Origin of the sequence: Tropicimonas omnivorans (assembly GCF_031846565.1) — a bacterium.
Taxonomy (GTDB): Bacteria; Pseudomonadota; Alphaproteobacteria; order Rhodobacterales; family Rhodobacteraceae; genus Tropicimonas_B; species Tropicimonas_B omnivorans.
Genome location: NZ_JAVRHL010000001.1, coordinates 24,916 through 40,882 on the forward strand (window position 1 = coordinate 24,916; position 15,967 = coordinate 40,882).

Sequence of the window (15,967 nt, forward strand, 5' to 3'; positions counted from 1 at the left end):
GACATGGCCGACCTCATCCGCCCCGAACGGGCGCTGATTTCCGTTTCCGACAAGACCGGCCTCGAAGAGCTGGGCCGCGCGCTGAGCCGGCGCGGTGTCGAACTCGTCTCGACGGGAGGCACCGCGAAGGCGCTCCGCGCCGCCGGCCTCGAGGTGCGGGACGTGTCCGAGCTCACGGGCTTTCCGGAGATGATGGACGGCCGGGTGAAGACGCTGCACCCGATGGTCCATGGTGGCCTCCTGGCGCTCCGGGACGACGCCGGGCACACGGCTTCGATGGAAGAGCACGGCATCGCCCCCATCGATATCCTCGTGGTCAACCTCTACCCCTTCGAGGCGACCGTCGCGAAAGGCGCGGACTGGGATACCTGCATCGAGAACATCGACATCGGCGGCCCGGCCATGCTGCGCGCGGCGGCGAAGAACCACGCCCATGTCGCCGTGGTGACGGATCCCGAGGATTACGGCGCCCTTCTGGAGGAGCTGGACGGACAGGACGGGGCAACGTCCTTCGCGTTCCGTCGCAACCTCGCCCAGATCACCTACGCCCGGACCGCGTCCTACGACGCCGCCGTCTCCACATGGATGGCCGGCGCGATGAAGATCGAGGCGCCCCGCCGCCGGGCCTTCGCCGGCACCCTGGCCCAGACCATGCGCTACGGCGAGAACCCGCACCAGTCCGCCGCCTTCTACACCGACGGCTCCGAGCGCCCGGGCGTCGCCACGGCGAAGCAGCTTCAGGGCAAGGAGCTGTCCTACAACAACATCAACGACACGGATGCCGCCTTCGAGCTGGTCTCCGAATTCGCGGGCCAGGGCCCGGCCTGCGCCATCATCAAGCACGCCAATCCCTGTGGCGTCGCCGGCGGTGCCACCCTGGCGGACGCCTATTCCCGTGCCTTCGACTGCGACCGCACGAGCGCCTTCGGCGGCATCGTCGCGCTCAACCGGCCGCTCGACGCCGAAACCGCCGCGGCCATCGCGGAGATCTTCACCGAGGTGGTCATCGCCCCCGGCGCGGACGACGCGGCGCGCGAGATCTTCGCCACGAAGAAGAATCTTCGCCTGCTGATCACGGACGGGCTGGCCGATCCCGCCGCCGCCGCGACCACGGTCAGGCAGGTCTCGGGCGGATACCTCGTCCAGGACCGGGACGCGCATCACCTCGACCCCGCCGGCCTCACCGTCGCGACGAAGCGCGCACCGTCGGAAGCGGAGATGGCCGACCTCATCTTCGCCTGGACCGTGGCGAAGCACGTCAAGTCGAACGCCATCGTCTATGCCAGGGACGGCGCGACCGTCGGCGTCGGCGCGGGCCAGATGAGCCGCGTGGATTCCACACGCATCGCCGCGCGAAAGGCCGAGGACATGGCCGAGGCGCTGGGTCTCTCCGAGCCGCCGACCCGCGGCTCCGTCGTCGCTTCCGACGCGTTCTTCCCCTTCCCGGACGGCCTTCTCGCCGCCGCCGAAGCCGGGGCGACGGCCGTCATTCAGCCGGGCGGTTCCATGCGGGACAAGGACGTGATCGCCGCGGCGGACGAGGCCGGGCTCGCCATGGTGCTGACGGGCGTCCGCCACTTCAGGCACTGACGCCCCATGCGCACCTTCTGGATCACCTCCGTGCTCGCCTTCGTCGTCGACCAGGTGTCGAAATACTGGGTCTTCTACGGGCTCGGGGTGGCAGGGAGCCGGGGGCTGGAGGTCCTGCCGCCGTATCTGGTGTTCATCACCGGCTACAACACCGGCATCAACTTCGGCCTCTTCGCGGCGGGCGAGGCGCGTCTCGTGCTGATCGGCCTTGCCCTCGCGATCTCGCTGATGCTCGCGATCTGGGCGCGGCGCAGTTTCACGACATGGGTGCAATACGCCTCCGCCGGGCTTGTCGTCGGCGGGGCGCTCGGCAATGCGCTCGATCGCCTCTTCCATCCCGGCGTCATGGATTTTCTCAACATGTCCTGCTGCGGGATCGACAATCCCTACATCTTCAACCTCGCGGACGTGTTCATCTTCGCCGGTGCGGCGGGGTTGCTCCTGTTCACGGGCGAGCGCAAAAAGTCCCCGTGACGGGCCGTTCGCGATCCGTTAAGGAACGACAAAAGCCGGAAACGGAGGGACGGTCATGGGCAGAGCGATGAGGGTCGGACGAGCGGCCTTGCTTTGCGTGCCTCTGGCGCTTCTGGCGGCCTGCGGTGGCGATGACGGGCTGATGAATATCGGCCGGTCGCAGAACGAGCCGGACGAGTTCGCGATCCTGCCGACCAAACCCATCGAGATCCCCGGTACGTTGGACCTGCCGCCGCCCACGCCGGGCGCCGCGAACCGTACAGACCCCACGCCGGAAGCAGACACCGTCGCCGCGCTCGGCGGCAGCCCCGGCGCGCTCGTCCGCTCCGGCGAGTATCGCGGCGAGCCCGCGCTTCTCGATCAGGTGACCCGCTTCGGCATCCGCCTCTCGATCCGCTCCGAACTGGCCTCCGCAGATGCCGCCTTCAGGCGGGACAAGCGCGGCCGGCTGCTGGAGCGTGTGTTCAACGTGAGCCGGTATTACAGCGTCTATGCGGGGCAATCGCTCGACCAGCACCGGGAGCTGGAACGCTTCCGCCGCCTCGGTGTCCGCACCGTTGGCGCTCCGCCCGATCCGGCCGAGTAAGATCCCAAGGGTCGCCGGCCCGGTCCGAACGTGAGGCCGGCCGGGCGGGCCCAAGCCCTCTCGCCCGGGCCTACCGCGGGAAACACGCCTTCTCACAAGAGCGTTCAGCATGTTGCCGCGGCGACCGCCCTGCGCAATCTTGCCGCGAATGCAAAGTAACGGAGATTGCCCATGACGCGGCTTCCCGGCTCCGCCGCCCTCGTGGCGGCCGCTCTCGCACCGGGCCTCGCCCAGGCGGTGGGAGAGGTCACGGATTTCACGCTCGAGAACGGCATGGAGGTCGTGGTGATCGAGGATCACCGCGCCCCCGTTGCGGTCAACATGGTCTGGTACGAGGTCGGTGCCGCCGACGAGCCGGCCGGAAAATCGGGCATCGCCCATTTTCTCGAGCACCTGATGTTCAAGGGCACGGACGAGATGGAGAGCGGCGAGTTCTCCCAGACCGTGGCCCTTCAGGGCGGCTCGGACAACGCGTTCACCAGCTGGGACTACACCGGCTATTACCAGCGCGTCGCCGCTGACCGGCTCGACCTGATGATGCAGATGGAAGCGGACCGGATGACGGACCTCGTCCTCACCGACGAGGTCGTCCTGCCGGAGCGGGACGTGATCCTCGAGGAGCGCAACCAGCGGGTCGAGAACGATCCCGGCGCGCTCTTCGGTGAACAGCGCCGCGCCGCCCAGTTCCTGAACCACCCCTACGGCATACCGGTGATCGGCTGGCGCCACGAGATGGAGGAGCTGTCCCGTCAGGACGCGCTGGACTTCTACGGCAGGTACTACGCGCCGAACAACGCGATCCTCGTGGTCGCGGGGGACGTGGAGCCGGATGAGGTGCGCGACCTGGCCGAGACCCATTTCGGCCCGATTCCGGCCAACCCGGACCTGCCCGAGCGGACGCGGCCGCAGGAGCCGCCGCAGCTCGCCGCGCGTCACCTCGAGATGACCGATCCCCGCGTCGCACAGCCCGCCGTGATGCGGACCTACACCGTCCCCGAGCGAGATCCCGGCGATCAGGAGGAGGCCGCGGCGCTGACCCTCCTCGCCGCGCTTCTGGGCGGCTCCCGCCAGACCTCGCTGATGGCGCGGACGCTCGAACTCGAAGAGGCCGTCGCGCTGTACACCTCCGCCTACTACGACGGCACCTCAGTGGATGACGCATCGTTTTCGTTTGCCGTCGTGCCGGCCGACGGGCGCTCGCTGGAAGAGGCCGAGGCCGATATCGACCGCGTGATCGACCGTTTCCTCGAGGAGGGCGTCGACGCGGCGCAGTTCGAACGGATCAAGAGCCAGGTCCGCGCCGGCGAGATCTACGCCCGGGACAGCCTCCAGGGCCTTGCCCGTCGCTACGGCGAAGCCCTTGCGGTGGGGCTCACCGTGGAGGACGTGCAGGCCTGGCCGGACATTCTCGAGGCGGTGACCAGGGAGGACGTGATGGCCGCGGCCCAAAGCGCGCTGCGCCCCGCGGCCTCCGTCACCGGCTACCTCTCCGGCCCGGAGACCATGGCAGAGGCCGAACCCACACCGGCCGCGACGCCGGATCCAGCACAGGAAGAGGCCGGCGCGACCGGCGAGGAGGCGATCCAATGATCCTCTACCGCACCGTCGCCGCGGCGGGCCTTGCCCTCCTCGCGGCCACCGCAGCCCAGGCCGAGATCGACGTCGAGGAGATCACCTCCCCCGGCGGCGTCGAGGCGTGGCTGGTCGAGGAGCCCTCAATCCCCTTCGTCGCGCTGGAACTGCGCTTCGAGGGCGGCGCATCGCTCGACGAGGACGGCAAGCGCGGCGCGATCAACCTGATGACCGGCCTCCTTGAGGAAGGCGCCTGCGACATGGATGCCGAAGCCTTCACCATCGCCAAGGAGGAACTGGCCGCCTCGATCCGGTTCGACGTCTGGGACGATGCGTTCTCCGTCTCCGCCCGGTTCCTGTCGGAGGATATCGATGAGGCCATGGACCTGATCCACCTCGCCCTGACGGAGCCCCGCTTCGACGATCGCGCGGTGGAGCGGGTCCGGGCGCAAGTCCTCTCCGGCCTCGCCTCAGACGCCGTCGATCCCGGCTCCATCAGCCAGCGGACCTTCGACGAACTGGCCTTCGGCGAGCACCCCTACGGATCGCCGCTCGAAGGGACGCCCGAGAGCGTTCGCGCGCTGACAGCGGACGATCTGGAGACCGCCCGCCAGCGGGTTCTCGCGACGGACCGCATCCACGTCGCCGCCGTCGGTGACATCGACGCGGACACGCTCGGCCGCGAGCTCGACGAGCTTCTCGACGGCCTCCCGCCCGAAGGCCCCGCCCTTCCCGAAGACACCGCATTCGGAGCCGGCGGCGGGGTCACAATCGTCCCCTTCGACACGCCGCAATCGGTCGTCACCTTCGGACAGGCAGGCATCGATCGCGACGATCCGGACTTCTTCCCCGCCTACGTGATGAACCACATCCTCGGCGGGGGCGGCTTCGAATCGCGCCTGATGGAGGAAGTCCGGGAGAAGCGCGGCCTGACCTACGGCATAGGAACCGCGCTTTATTCCATGGATCACGCCGACATGCTTCTCGGCTCGGTCGCGTCCGCCAACGACCGCGTGGCCGAGACGGTGGACGTGATCCGGTCCGAATGGGAGCGCCTGTCCGAGGAGGGCGCAACGCAGGCGGAACTCGACCGCGCCAAGACCTACCTCACCGGCGCCTACCCTCTTCGCTTCGACGGCAACGCGCGGATCGCCAACATCCTCGTCTCCATGCAGATGGACGACCTGCCCGTCTCCTATCTCGACGAGCGCACTGCCATGGTGGAGGCGGTGACGCTGGATGACGTGGCCCGCGTCGCGGACCGGCTGATCGATCCCGATACCCTGCGCTTCGTCGTCGTCGGCCAGCCGGACGACCTGCAGGAAACGAACTGAGACGGCGCCGCACCGGGATCCCGCGATCCCGGTGCGGCCCACTCGCGATGACCTGCTGCGCCGCGCCCTCTTTCGTAGCGGGCCAGCCCGCCGGCACATAACACCAGAACTCCCCCGCCCCGACGTCCACTCCGCCGCCCTTCTCCCGCACCGCCATTGCGCGGGGTACGGCGCCGCGCTACGTCGACCGGGCGGAAGCTGACAAGGACGCGATCCCATGCGCCATCCCGAATTCGAGGCGATGCTGCACGATGCCCGTCTCTATCCCCGGATCTGGCGCATCGTTGCCGGCCTTCTGCTTCTGATCATCGTCTATGTCGGCTGCACCGCGATCGTGCTGGGGATCACCGCGGCACTCGTCGCCGGCGCGGGCAGCGTCTACGAGATCCTGCCGTTCCTCACGACCCTCGCCATCGCCGCCACGCCCGGGCAGGTCCTCGCGCTTCTGCTGACCTTCTCCGGGATGTTCATCGGCGCGCTCGTCGCGGCCGCGGCGCTGCACTTCCGCGGGCCGGAATCGCTCTTCGGCCCATGGTCCGAGTGGCGCCGCGGGTTCCTCGCGGCCCTTGCGGTGGCCCTGCCCGTCCTCGGCCTCCTGACCGCCATCGGATGGCTCTTCGACGCGCCGGCGCCCAATCTCGACGCGGCCACCTGGGCGATGCTCCTGCCGCTCTCCCTCTCGCTTCTTCTGCTCCAGACCGGATCGGAGGAACTGGTCTTCCGCGGCTACCTGATGCAGCAGCTCGCCGCGCGCTTCCGCGCCCGCTGGATCTGGTTCTGGCTGCCGGCGATCCTCTTCGCCCTGCTTCACTGGTCGCCCGAGGCCGGCGCGAACCTGCCGCTCGTCCTGCTGTCCGCGCTGACCTTCGGCCTGATCGCGGCGGACCTCACCGAGCGGACGGGCTCCCTCGGCGCCGCGATGGGGCTGCATTTCGCCAACAACTTCATCGCTCTTCTCGTCGTTTCCATCGAGGACACGATCACGGGCCTCGCGCTCTACGTCTCGGACGTGCCGATCGGCGAGACCGGCGTGCAGAGCCTCGGTATCGGGGTCTCCATCGTCGTCCTCGTGGGCATCTGGGCGATTCTGCGGCGTGTGCTGGACCGGTAGATCCCGCTCCATCACGCCCAAGTCGATTGCGCTTCGGGCGCGCCCGTCCTATCTCCTGCGCCACTGTCCTAGACCCTGACCGCCAGACGGAAGGCCGCATGAACTGGATCACCAACTACGTCCGGCCCAAGATCAACTCGCTCTTCTCCCGCCGCGAAGTGCCGGAGAACCTTTGGACCAAGTGCCCCGAATGCGGCACGATGCTGTTCCATCGCGAGCTGAGGGATAACCTCAACGTCTGCTCGGCCTGCGACCACCACATGTCGATCACGCCGCGGGACCGCTTCGCGACATTGTTCGACGGCGGCACCTTCGTCGAGGTGAAGGTGCCCGACCCGGTCACGGACCCGCTGCAGTTCCGCGATCAGAAGCGCTACGGCGACCGCCTGAAGGCGGCACAGCGCCAGACCGGGGAGCACGAGGCGATGCTGGTCGCCGAGGGTGAGATCGGGCGCACGCCGGTCGTCGCGGCGGCGCAGGACTTCTCTTTCATGGCCGGCTCGATGGGCATGTACGTGGGCAACGCGATCATCGCCGCGGCAGAGCGCGCGGTGAAGCTGAAGCGCCCGCTGATCCTGTTCTCCGCCGCCGGTGGCGCGCGGATGCAGGAAGGGATTCTCAGCCTGATGCAGATGCCCCGCACGACGGTCGCGGTGGACATGCTGAAGGATGCGGGCCTGCCCTACATCGTCGTACTGACCCACCCCACCACCGGCGGCGTCACGGCAAGTTACGCGATGCTGGGCGACGTCCACATCTCCGAGCCGAACGCGCTCATCTGCTTTGCCGGCCCGCGCGTGATCGAGCAGACGATCCGGGAGAAGCTGCCGGAGGGCTTCCAGCGCGCCGAGTACCTGCTCGACCACGGCATGCTCGACCGCGTCACGCACCGCAAGCAGCTCCGCCAGGAGCTCATCCAGATCACCCGGATGCTCCTCGGACTGCCGCAAGCGGTCGCGGGCGACCTTCCGGCACCCGATCCCGAGCCCGCTCCGCTCCCGCTGCCCGAGCCGGCCGAAGCGTCGAAGGGCGACACAGGCAAGGCGCCGGCCGCCCCGGCCCCGGACGAGCAGGGCAAACCCGGCGCTGCGGTTCAGGCCGCTTCCACCAAGCCCCCGGCGAAGTGACACCCCGGATCGACGCTCTTCTGGGGCGGATCGCCGAGCGCCATCCGCCCCAGATCGAGCTCGGCCTCGGCCGCACCCATACCCTCCTCGCCGCCCTCGGCGATCCGCACCTGTCCCTGCCACCGGTGGTCCATATCGCCGGGACGAACGGGAAGGGGTCGACCCTGTCGATGATCCGCGCGGGGCTCGAAGGGGCCGGCCTGAAGGTCCACGTCTATACCTCGCCCCACCTCGTGCGGTTCTCGGAACGGATCGTTCTGGCAGGGGAAGAGATCGCCGAGGACCGCCTCGCATCCGCGCTCGAGGCCGTCCTCGCCGCCGGCCTTCCCGCCACCTACTTCGAAGCGATCACATGCGCCGCCTTCCGCGCCTTCGCGGATGTGCCTGCGGATATCCTCCTCCTCGAGGTCGGCATGGGCGGCACGGGCGACACGACGAACGTCGTGGACGCGCCCGCCCTCACCATCATCACCCCCGTCGCGATGGATCACGAGCGGTTCCTCGGGGATACGCTGGCGAAGATCGCAGGCGAAAAGGCCGGCATTCTCAAGCGCGCCGTACCCGCGATCATCGGCCCGCAGGAGGAGGAGGCGCTGGAGGTGATCGAGGCCCGCGCCGCGCGGCTCGGCGCCCCCCTTCTCGCATACGGCCAGCACTGGCATGTCGGTGTCGAGCACGGCCGTCTGGTCTATCAGGACGAAACCGGCCTTCTCGACCTGCCCCTTCCCGCCCTCGCGGGGCCGCACCAGATCGCCAATGCCGGCACCGCCCTGGCCGCGCTCCGCGCTCTCGGCCAGGGTGCCGGGGCGGAGGCCGCGATCACGAACGCCCGCTGGCCGGCCCGGATGCAGCGATTGCGGTCAGGCGCGCTGACGGACCTCGCCCCGGAGGCGGAGCTCTGGCTCGACGGCGGGCACAACCCCCACGCCGCCGCCGCCCTCGCCGCGACGCTGGACACGCTGCCCCGGCGGACCACCCATCTCGTCATGGCGCAACTGGCGGACCGCGATCCCGCCGCCTTCCTCGCCCCCCTCGCTCCCCATGCCGCGTCTGTCACGGCGCTTCCGATCCCGAACGAGGACAAGGCCCACGCCCCCGAAACGCTGGCCGCCGCAGCCCGCACCTTCGGTCTTTCGGCCAGCACGGCGGACACAGCGGAGGACGCGGTCACGCGCATTGCAGAGCGCGATCCCGCGGCCCGCATCGTCATCTGCGGATCGCTCTACCTTGCAGGCGCCATCCTCTCCCGGACCGCCTGAGGTTCATCTTTCCGGACGATAGCGCGGGGGAGCCTGACGCAGTCAGGCGAGGGCAGCGCCACCACCCTCATTCGCCGCCCCAGCCCTCCGCCTGCATTTCGCGCAGACGGCTCGCGGTGCGCTCGAACTCGAAGCTCCCCTCGCCCTCGACATAGAGCGATTCGGGCGTGTCCGCCGCCGTGCAGACGAGACGGACCCTCGCCTCGTAGAGCGCGTCGATCAGCGTCACGAAGCGCTTGGCCTCGTTGAAGTTCGATCGGGAGAGACGCGGCACGCCGATCAGAACAAGCACCCGGATGGCATCCGCGAGAGCAAGATAATCCGCCGGCCCGAGGGGCCGTCCGCACAGATCGTAGAACGAGGACTTCACGACGCCGCGGGCATAGTCCTCCACCCGAACCTCGCGGCCCTTCACGCGCAGGACGAGCGGCTCGCTTTCGCCCTTCGACAGGTCCTGCCAGATCGCCTCGACCTCGGCCCGCGCCTCCCGCGTGTCGGGGGAGAAATAGACATCCCCGCCCGACAGCCGGTCCTGCCGGTAATCGGTGGGTGAGGCGAGGTGGTGGACCTCCATCCGCTCCTCGATGAGCTCGATGAAGGGAACGAAGAGCTGGCGGTTGAGACCGTTCTTGTAGAGCTCGGCCGGTTCCCGGTTGGATGTCGTCACGATGGCGACCCCGCCTGCGAACAGACGCTCGAAGAGCCGCCCGACGATCATCGCATCCGCGATGTCGGAGATCTGCATCTCGTCGAGACAGAGCACGTCGAGCTTCTCGGCAATCTCTTCCGCGACCGGCTTGACCGCGTCGTCCACTCCCGTCTTCCGGGCGCGGTCCATCCCGTCATGGACCTCCTGCATGAAGGCGTGGAAGTGCACCCGGCGGGTCCGGCCGCCGGGGGAATTCGCCGCGAAGAGGTCCATGAGCATGGACTTCCCCCGCCCGACGCCCCCCCAGAGATAGAGGCCCTTCACCGGCTCCGGCCCGCCGCGTTTGAAGAAACCGCGAAGGCCCGAAGGCGCGTCGGGCCGGGCCTCCACGCGGGCCCGGAACGCGTCCAGCTCCGCCACAGCGGCCTCCTGCGCCGGGTCTCGGGACAGCGCGCCGGATGAGATTTCGTGCTCGTAGATATCGGTCAGCGTCTGGGTCATGGGCGAGGGATGTAAGGCGATGCGGCGGGGGCCGCCAGTCTTGATGCCTGCGATCCCGTGATGCCGTTCATCACGATACCTGCTTTGACACCGCGCAGGCGCCGCGCCAATGCTGCGGCATGATACGCTCCGACCGCCTCCTGACGCCCGTCCTTCTCGGCGGCTGCCTGATCCTGATGCTCTCCTTCGCGGTCAGGGCCTCCTTCGGGGTGTTCCAGATCCCGATCGGTGAGGAGTTCGGCTGGCCACGGGCGGAGTTTTCGCTGGCGATCGCGATCCAGAACCTCGCCTGGGGCATCGGCCAGCCGATCTTCTCGGCCTTTGCCGAGCGCTTCGGTGACCGCAAGGCCATTGCCCTCGGGGCCGTCGTCTATGCCGCCGGCCTCGTGCTGTCCGCGGCCGCGGTCACTCCCGCGCAGCACCAGCTTCTCGAGATTCTCGTGGGCTTCGGCGTCGCCGGAACGGGCTTCGGGGTGATCCTCGCGGTGGTCGGCCGCGCAGCCAGCGCGGAGAACCGCAGCATGGCGCTCGCGGTCACGACAGCGGCGGGATCTGCGGGACAGGTCTTCGGCGCACCGGCCGCGGAATTCCTGCTCGGCGTGATGAGCTGGCAGTCGGTCTTCCTCGTCTTCGCCGCCGTGATCCTCAGCTCCCTCGTCGCCCTTCCGGCGATGCGCAGCCCGGCCCCCGCCGCCTCCCGGACCGAACTGGAGGAGACGCTCGGCCAGATCCTCGTCCGCGCCGCGCGGGATCCATCCTACACGCTGATCTTTCTCGGCTTCTTCTCCTGCGGCTACCAGCTCGGCTTCGTGACGGCCCATTTCCCGGCCTTCGTCACCGAGGTCTGCGGGCCGATCCTGCCGGGCGGCATCCTGCACAACATAGGCATCACGACGACCTCCGCCCTCGGCGCGATCTCGATCTCCCTGATCGGCGTGGCCAATATCGCAGGCACGCTCCTCGCCGGCTGGGCGGGCCGGCGTTTCCCGCGCAAGTACCTCCTGTCCGGGATCTACACGGCGCGCACCTTCGTCGCCGCCGCGTTCATCCTCGTCCCGATCAGCCCCGCCACGGTGATCCTCTTCTCGATCGCGATGGGCGCGCTCTGGCTCGCGACGGTGCCGCTGACGTCAGGCCTCGTCGCCCATATCTGGGGCCTGCGCTACATGGGGACGCTCTACGGCATCGTCTTCTTCAGTCACCAGCTCGGCAGCTTCCTCGGTGTCTGGCTCGGCGGTCAGCTCTATGACGCGACCGGAAGCTACAACGCCGTCTGGTGGATCGGTGTCGGCGTCGGCGCCTTCTCGGCCATCGTGCACCTCCCGGTGAGGGAGGAGAGGACGCCTCTGCCCGCGGCCGCCTAAAGCAGGCCCTCCGCCCGCAGTCTCGCCACCCACCCCTCGGGCCCATCGAACAGATGGGTCTGCCACCCCCGCAGTGCCGCAGCCTCGATATTGTCCGGGCGGTCATCCGCGAAGAGAAGCGCCGAGGGCGAGACGCCGCAATCGGCCTCCACCTCGGCGTAGATCGCGGCATCGGGCTTTGCGAGGCGCATGTGGCCCGAGATGTAGCGCCGGTCGAACTCTTGCAGGAACGGGTACTCCGCCTCGGCGATCGCGAAGGTCTCCACTCCGAAATTGGACAGCGCGAAGACCGGCGTCCCGTTCGAGCGCAGCTTGCGCAGGATGTCGACCGTGGCGTCGATCGCCGGGGCGGCGAGCTCGAGCCAATTGTCGTGCCACATCAGGATCTCGGCGGACCAGTCCGGATAACGCGCGGCGGTCGTGTGGACGGTGTCGCGAAAGGCACCGCCCCGATCCACCGTGTCGTTCATTCCGTGCAGGTCCACCGCGGCGAACATCTCCCGTCGCCGCGCCTCACCGATCCGCGCGTCGTACCAGCGCTCCGGCTGCCACTCGATCAGCACGTTGCCGATGTCGAAGACGACCGCCTCCACGCTCACTGGATCCGCTCCAGAGCGACGGCGATGCCCTGCCCGCCGCCGATGCACATGGTCACGATGGCGCGCCGTCCCTGGGTTCGCTCAAGGGTGGAGAGGGCCTTCACCATCAGGATCGCGCCGGTCGCGCCGACGGGGTGGCCGAGGGCGATCGCGCCACCGTTCGGATTCACCCGTGCCTCGTCCAGCCCGAGCGCGCGGTTCACCGCGATGGCCTGCGCCGCGAAGGCCTCGTTCGATTCGATCACGTCGAAATCCGCGGCGCCGAGCCCCAGCTTCTCGAGGAGCGTTTCCACCGCCGGGATCGGTCCGATCCCCATCACCTCGGGCCGTACCCCCGAATGCGCATAGCCGAGAATCCGGGCCTTCGGCGCAAGACCGACCCGCTCGGCCGCGTCCGCGCGCGCCAGGACCAGCGCGGCCGCGCCATCGTTGATGCCGCTGGCATTGCCGGCCGTCACGGTTCCCTCCTTGGCGAAGGCGGGCTTCAGGGCGGCCAGTTTCTCGGCGGAGGTCTGCTTTGGATGTTCGTCGGTGTCGAACAGTACCGTGCTGTGCTTCGACTGGATCTCCACCGGCACGATCTCGCCTGCGAAGACGCCACCGGCAATGGCCGCCGCGGCGCGGCGCTGGCTCTCGAGGGCGAAGGCGTCCTGATCCTCGCGGGAGATGCCGTGCTCGCGGGCCACGTTCTCCGCCGTCACGCCCATATGGCCTGTCCCGAAGGGGCAGTTGAGCGCGCCGAGCATCATGTCCTGCACGCGCATGTCCCCCATTTTCTGACCCCAGCGGACGGAGGGATTGATGAAGGGCGACCGGCTCATGCTCTCGGCGCCGCCAGCGACGGCGAAGTCCGCATCGCCGAGCGCGAGGCTCTGCACCGCCGAGACCACCGCCTGAGCGCCGGATCCGCAGAGCCGGTTCACGTTCATGGCGGGCGTGGTGTCGGGGATGCCAGCCTCCATCGCCGCGGCGCGGGCGAGGTACATGTCCCGCGGTTCTGTGTTGATGACATGCCCGAAAACGACCGATCCGATCTGCTCGGGCGCCAGGCCGGCGCGCTCGAGAGCAGCGGTGGTCACGATGGCGCCGAGGCGGATCGGCGGAACCGAGGCGAGCGTGCCGCCGAATGTGCCGATGGCGGTTCGCGCGCCGCCGAGGATTACGATCTCGTCCATGTCTCAGGCCTCCCTGCCGTTCGGCACGAGGCTACAAGCTGGCCAGCCCTGCCGGAAGAGCCCGCGCCGCAGCGTCGCGCGGCCGGACCTTTGCGAATTGTTCACGTCCGCGGCTTGGAATCGAGCGCGCGTCAACCGCATCTCAACGGAGAACGCCTTACGAAATTTCGCGGAAATGTCGTGCCACGGTCGGGTCAGGCGACGGGGCGCAATTCCTCGCGGCCGCGCTCCGTCACCAGCCACGCGCGCCGCCCCTCGATCACCGCCACCGACAGCGGACCGCCATAGGCCGCGCCCGTATCCAGATCCAGTCGGTTGCCGTAATGCGTCGCCGCCTCAACCGGGGTGTGCCCGTGCACGATGAGCGCGCCGTGCTCCATCGGGTCCGACAGGAACGGCTCGCGGATCCACACCAGGTCGTCCTCCACCTGATCCGCCAGAGGAATGCCCGGACGCACGCCGGCATGGCAGTAGAACGCTTCGCCCCGCACGATCCGCGTCGGCAGACCATCGAGGAACGTCCGGTGCGCCTCGGGAACCGCCTCCATTGCATCGGCGTGGATCTCCGCCGCGCTGCGCCGTTCATCCACGTCCACCCCGTAGGACGCCAGCGTCGGACGTCCGCCAAGCGGTGGTGCCAGCCAGTTCAGATCGTCCCTCAGAGGATCCCGCGCGCTTCGTGGCCTCAGGAAATGCGCCATCATCCGGTCATGGTTTCCCATGATGACATGCCATCGCGGATCCGCGTCCGCCGCGGTCAGGCGTTCCATGACGCCGCGCGAATCCGGCCCCCGGTCCGTCAGGTCGCCGAGATGGATCACCGGCGCATCCTCGTCGCCATGGGCCGCCCGGTCCGCCGCGATGCGGTCGTGGGCGGCTTCGAGCAGGTCGCACTGCCCGTGAATGTCACCGATGGCGTAGGTCTGCATCCCGCCCCGTCTCCTTTAGACCGCGAAAGAGGCGCGGCAGCCGAACCGCCACCGCGCCTCCCGTCTTCTAGCTACGCGTCCGAGACGCCTCAGGCGACCTCGAAATGAAGCGGCCGCACGCGGGTGAACCTCCCGGAGCCTTCGAGTTTCTCCTGCACGTCCTCCGGCAGATCCGCGTCAAGCTGGAGCAGCGCGATGGCGTCCTGTCCCCGTTCGGCCCGGCCGAGGGTGAAGTTCGCGATGTTCACCCCGTTCTCGCCCAGCGTGTTGCCGAGCGTGCCGATGATGCCCGGCATGTCCTGGTTGGTGGAGTAGAGCATGTGCTCCCCGATCTCGGCGTCGATGTTGATGCCCTTGATCTGGATGAACCGCGGCTTGCCGTCCGAGAACACCGTGCCGGCCACGGACCGCTCGCGCTCCTCGGAGACCATGGTGATCTTGATGTAGGCTTCGAACGCGCCGGACTGCCCTTGGGTCGTGCGGCTGATCTGGATGCCCCGCTCCTTCGCCACCACGGGGGCGGAGACCATGTTCAGATCGGGGTTCGAGGACTTCATCAGCCCGGCGATGGCGGCACATCCGAGCGCGTCGAGATTCATCTCGGCGACGATACCGTCATAGGTGATGTTGACGGCCTTGATCGCCTCGTCCGTCACCTGGCCGATGAAGGCGCCCAGATGTTCGGCGAGCTTGACCCACGGGCCCATGATCGCGGCTTCCTCGGCGGTGACGGACGGCATGTTGAGCGCGTTCGTCACGGCGCCCGTCAGCAGATAATCGGACATCTGCTCCGCAACCTGGAGGGCGACGTTCTCCTGCGCTTCGGTCGTGGCGGCGCCGAGATGCGGCGTCACGACGACATTGGGCAGGTTGAACAGCGGCGAGGCCGTCGCCGGCTCTTCGGCGAAGACGTCGAACGCGGCGCCCGCAACGCGGCCGTCCTTCAGAGCCTCTGCCAGCGCCTCCTCGTCCACGAGACCGCCGCGGGCGCAGTTGATGATCCGGACGCCTTTCTTGAGCTTGGCGATGTTCTCGCGGGAGAGGATGTTCTTGGTCTTCTCCGTCAGCGGCACGTGCATCGTGATGAAGTCCGCCTTCGCCAAGAGCTCGTCCAGCTCGACCTTGCGCACGCCGAGCTCGGTCGCGCGGTCTTCGCTGAGGAACGGATCGTAGGCGATGACCTTCATCCGCAGCCCGCGGGCGCGGTCGATCACGATGGAGCCGATGTTGCCCGCGCCGATCACGCCGAGGGTCTTGCTGGTGACCTCGACGCCCATGAAGCGGGACTTCTCCCACTTGCCGGCATGGGTGGAGGCGCTGGCCTCCGGGATCTGGCGGGCGCAGGCCATCATCATGGAGATGGCGTGCTCGGCGGTAGTGATCGAGTTGCCGAAGGGCGTGTTCATCACGATGACGCCCTTCTTGGAGGCCAGCGGGATGTCCACGTTGTCGACGCCGATGCCGGCGCGGCCGATCACCTTGAGGTTGGTGGCCTGCTCGAGAATCTTCTCGGTCACCTTCGTCGCAGAGCGGATGGCGAGGCCGTCATACTGGCCGATCACCTCGGCGAGCCTGTCCTTGTCCTTGCCGAGGGACGGCTCGAAATCGACATCGATGCCGCGGTCACGGAAGATCTGGACGGCGGTTTCCGAAAGCTTGTCGGATACGAGAACCTTGGGCGCCATGAGGGGCACTCC

Annotated in this window: 14 protein-coding genes; 9 read left to right on the forward strand and 5 right to left on the reverse strand. The window is 68.5% G+C overall.

Annotation, left to right across the window (positions count from 1 at the left end; genetic code table 11):
• The first annotated feature begins 3 nt into the window (after positions 1-3).
• The 8 genes from purH (at position 4) to RM543_RS00160 (ending at position 9,053) form a co-directional block, all read left to right on the forward strand.
• Complete coding sequence (gene purH / locus RM543_RS00125; protein ID WP_311688465.1) at positions 4-1,590, forward strand: bifunctional phosphoribosylaminoimidazolecarboxamide formyltransferase/IMP cyclohydrolase; 1,587 nt, start codon at positions 4-6, stop codon at positions 1,588-1,590.
• A gap of 6 nt (positions 1,591-1,596) precedes the next feature.
• Entirely contained in the window at positions 1,597-2,064 is a 468-nt protein-coding gene (gene lspA, locus RM543_RS00130; RefSeq protein WP_311688466.1) for a signal peptidase II, read from the forward strand.
• Between the two features lie 55 nt (positions 2,065-2,119).
• Positions 2,120-2,650 (forward strand): DUF3035 domain-containing protein, encoded by a 531-nt coding sequence (locus RM543_RS00135; RefSeq protein WP_311688467.1) that lies wholly within the window; start codon positions 2,120-2,122, stop codon positions 2,648-2,650.
• Between the two features lie 171 nt (positions 2,651-2,821).
• Positions 2,822-4,240, forward strand: coding sequence for a M16 family metallopeptidase (locus tag RM543_RS00140; RefSeq protein WP_311688468.1), 1,419 nt, complete (start codon positions 2,822-2,824; stop codon positions 4,238-4,240).
• A complete protein-coding gene (locus RM543_RS00145) occupies positions 4,237-5,556 on the forward strand; it encodes a M16 family metallopeptidase (protein WP_311688470.1) in 1,320 nt (439 codons plus the stop codon). Before RM543_RS00140 ends, RM543_RS00145 begins: the two co-directional genes overlap by 4 nt.
• 217 nt (positions 5,557-5,773) lie before the next feature.
• Complete coding sequence (locus tag RM543_RS00150) at positions 5,774-6,667, forward strand: CPBP family intramembrane glutamic endopeptidase (protein WP_311688471.1); 894 nt, start codon at positions 5,774-5,776, stop codon at positions 6,665-6,667.
• A 98-nt stretch (positions 6,668-6,765) separates the two neighbouring features.
• On the forward strand, positions 6,766-7,794 hold the full coding sequence (gene accD, locus RM543_RS00155; protein WP_311688473.1) for an acetyl-CoA carboxylase, carboxyltransferase subunit beta: 1,029 nt from the start codon (positions 6,766-6,768) through the stop codon (positions 7,792-7,794).
• Positions 7,791-9,053 carry a bifunctional folylpolyglutamate synthase/dihydrofolate synthase gene (locus tag RM543_RS00160; RefSeq protein ID WP_311688475.1) on the forward strand — a complete coding sequence of 421 codons (1,263 nt, stop codon included), beginning with the start codon at positions 7,791-7,793 and terminating at the stop codon, positions 9,051-9,053. Before accD ends, RM543_RS00160 begins: the two co-directional genes overlap by 4 nt.
• A 67-nt stretch (positions 9,054-9,120) precedes the next feature.
• Here the strand turns inward: RM543_RS00160 and zapE are convergent, their stop codons facing one another.
• On the reverse strand, positions 9,121-10,203 hold the full coding sequence (zapE, locus tag RM543_RS00165) for a cell division protein ZapE (RefSeq protein ID WP_311688477.1): 1,083 nt from the start codon (positions 10,201-10,203) through the stop codon (positions 9,121-9,123).
• A gap of 119 nt (positions 10,204-10,322) precedes the next feature.
• On the opposite strand from zapE, the gene RM543_RS00170 reads away from it, so the two are divergent.
• Complete coding sequence (locus RM543_RS00170; RefSeq protein WP_311688479.1) at positions 10,323-11,567, forward strand: MFS transporter; 1,245 nt, start codon at positions 10,323-10,325, stop codon at positions 11,565-11,567.
• Here RM543_RS00170 and RM543_RS00175 read toward each other — a convergent pair.
• The 4 genes from RM543_RS00175 to serA form a co-directional block, all read right to left on the reverse strand.
• Positions 11,564-12,166: an HAD family hydrolase gene (locus RM543_RS00175; protein ID WP_311688481.1), complete on the reverse strand. Its 603-nt coding sequence runs from the start codon at positions 12,164-12,166 to the stop codon at positions 11,564-11,566. The two genes, RM543_RS00170 and RM543_RS00175, sit on opposite strands and share 4 nt — an antisense overlap.
• The gene (bktB, locus tag RM543_RS00180; RefSeq protein WP_311688483.1) at positions 12,163-13,341 is read right to left on the reverse strand and encodes a beta-ketothiolase BktB; all 1,179 of its coding nucleotides are present in this window, start codon (positions 13,339-13,341) and stop codon (positions 12,163-12,165) included. The genes RM543_RS00175 and bktB overlap by 4 nt, the downstream gene beginning before the upstream one ends.
• Before the next feature lie 194 nt (positions 13,342-13,535).
• Entirely contained in the window at positions 13,536-14,270 is a 735-nt protein-coding gene (locus RM543_RS00185) for a metallophosphoesterase (protein ID WP_311688485.1), read from the reverse strand.
• Positions 14,271-14,359: 89 nt separating this feature from the next.
• Entirely contained in the window at positions 14,360-15,955 is a 1,596-nt protein-coding gene (gene serA, locus RM543_RS00190; RefSeq protein ID WP_311688487.1) for a phosphoglycerate dehydrogenase, read from the reverse strand.
• Positions 15,956-15,967: the final 12 nt, after the last annotated feature.

Excerpts from the sequence above, each read along its gene's own strand:
- purH (WP_311688465.1), top strand. The coding sequence starts at position 4 with ATGGCCGACCTCATCCGCCCCGAACGGGCGCTGATTTCCGTTTCCGAC.
- RM543_RS00145 (WP_311688470.1), top strand. The coding sequence starts at position 4,237 with ATGATCCTCTACCGCACCGTCGCCGCGGCGGGCCTTGCCCTCCTCGCG.
- serA (WP_311688487.1), bottom strand. The coding sequence starts at position 15,955 with ATGGCGCCCAAGGTTCTCGTATCCGACAAGCTTTCGGAAACCGCCGTC.
- RM543_RS00135 (WP_311688467.1), top strand. The coding sequence starts at position 2,120 with ATGGGCAGAGCGATGAGGGTCGGACGAGCGGCCTTGCTTTGCGTGCCT.
- RM543_RS00140 (WP_311688468.1), top strand. The coding sequence starts at position 2,822 with ATGACGCGGCTTCCCGGCTCCGCCGCCCTCGTGGCGGCCGCTCTCGCA.
- RM543_RS00150 (WP_311688471.1), top strand. The coding sequence starts at position 5,774 with ATGCGCCATCCCGAATTCGAGGCGATGCTGCACGATGCCCGTCTCTAT.
- bktB (WP_311688483.1), bottom strand. The coding sequence starts at position 13,341 with ATGGACGAGATCGTAATCCTCGGCGGCGCGCGAACCGCCATCGGCACA.
- RM543_RS00185 (WP_311688485.1), bottom strand. The coding sequence starts at position 14,270 with ATGCAGACCTACGCCATCGGTGACATTCACGGGCAGTGCGACCTGCTC.
- lspA (WP_311688466.1), top strand. The coding sequence starts at position 1,597 with ATGCGCACCTTCTGGATCACCTCCGTGCTCGCCTTCGTCGTCGACCAG.
- zapE (WP_311688477.1), bottom strand. The coding sequence starts at position 10,203 with ATGACCCAGACGCTGACCGATATCTACGAGCACGAAATCTCATCCGGC.
- RM543_RS00170 (WP_311688479.1), top strand. The coding sequence starts at position 10,323 with ATGATACGCTCCGACCGCCTCCTGACGCCCGTCCTTCTCGGCGGCTGC.
- accD (WP_311688473.1), top strand. The coding sequence starts at position 6,766 with ATGAACTGGATCACCAACTACGTCCGGCCCAAGATCAACTCGCTCTTC.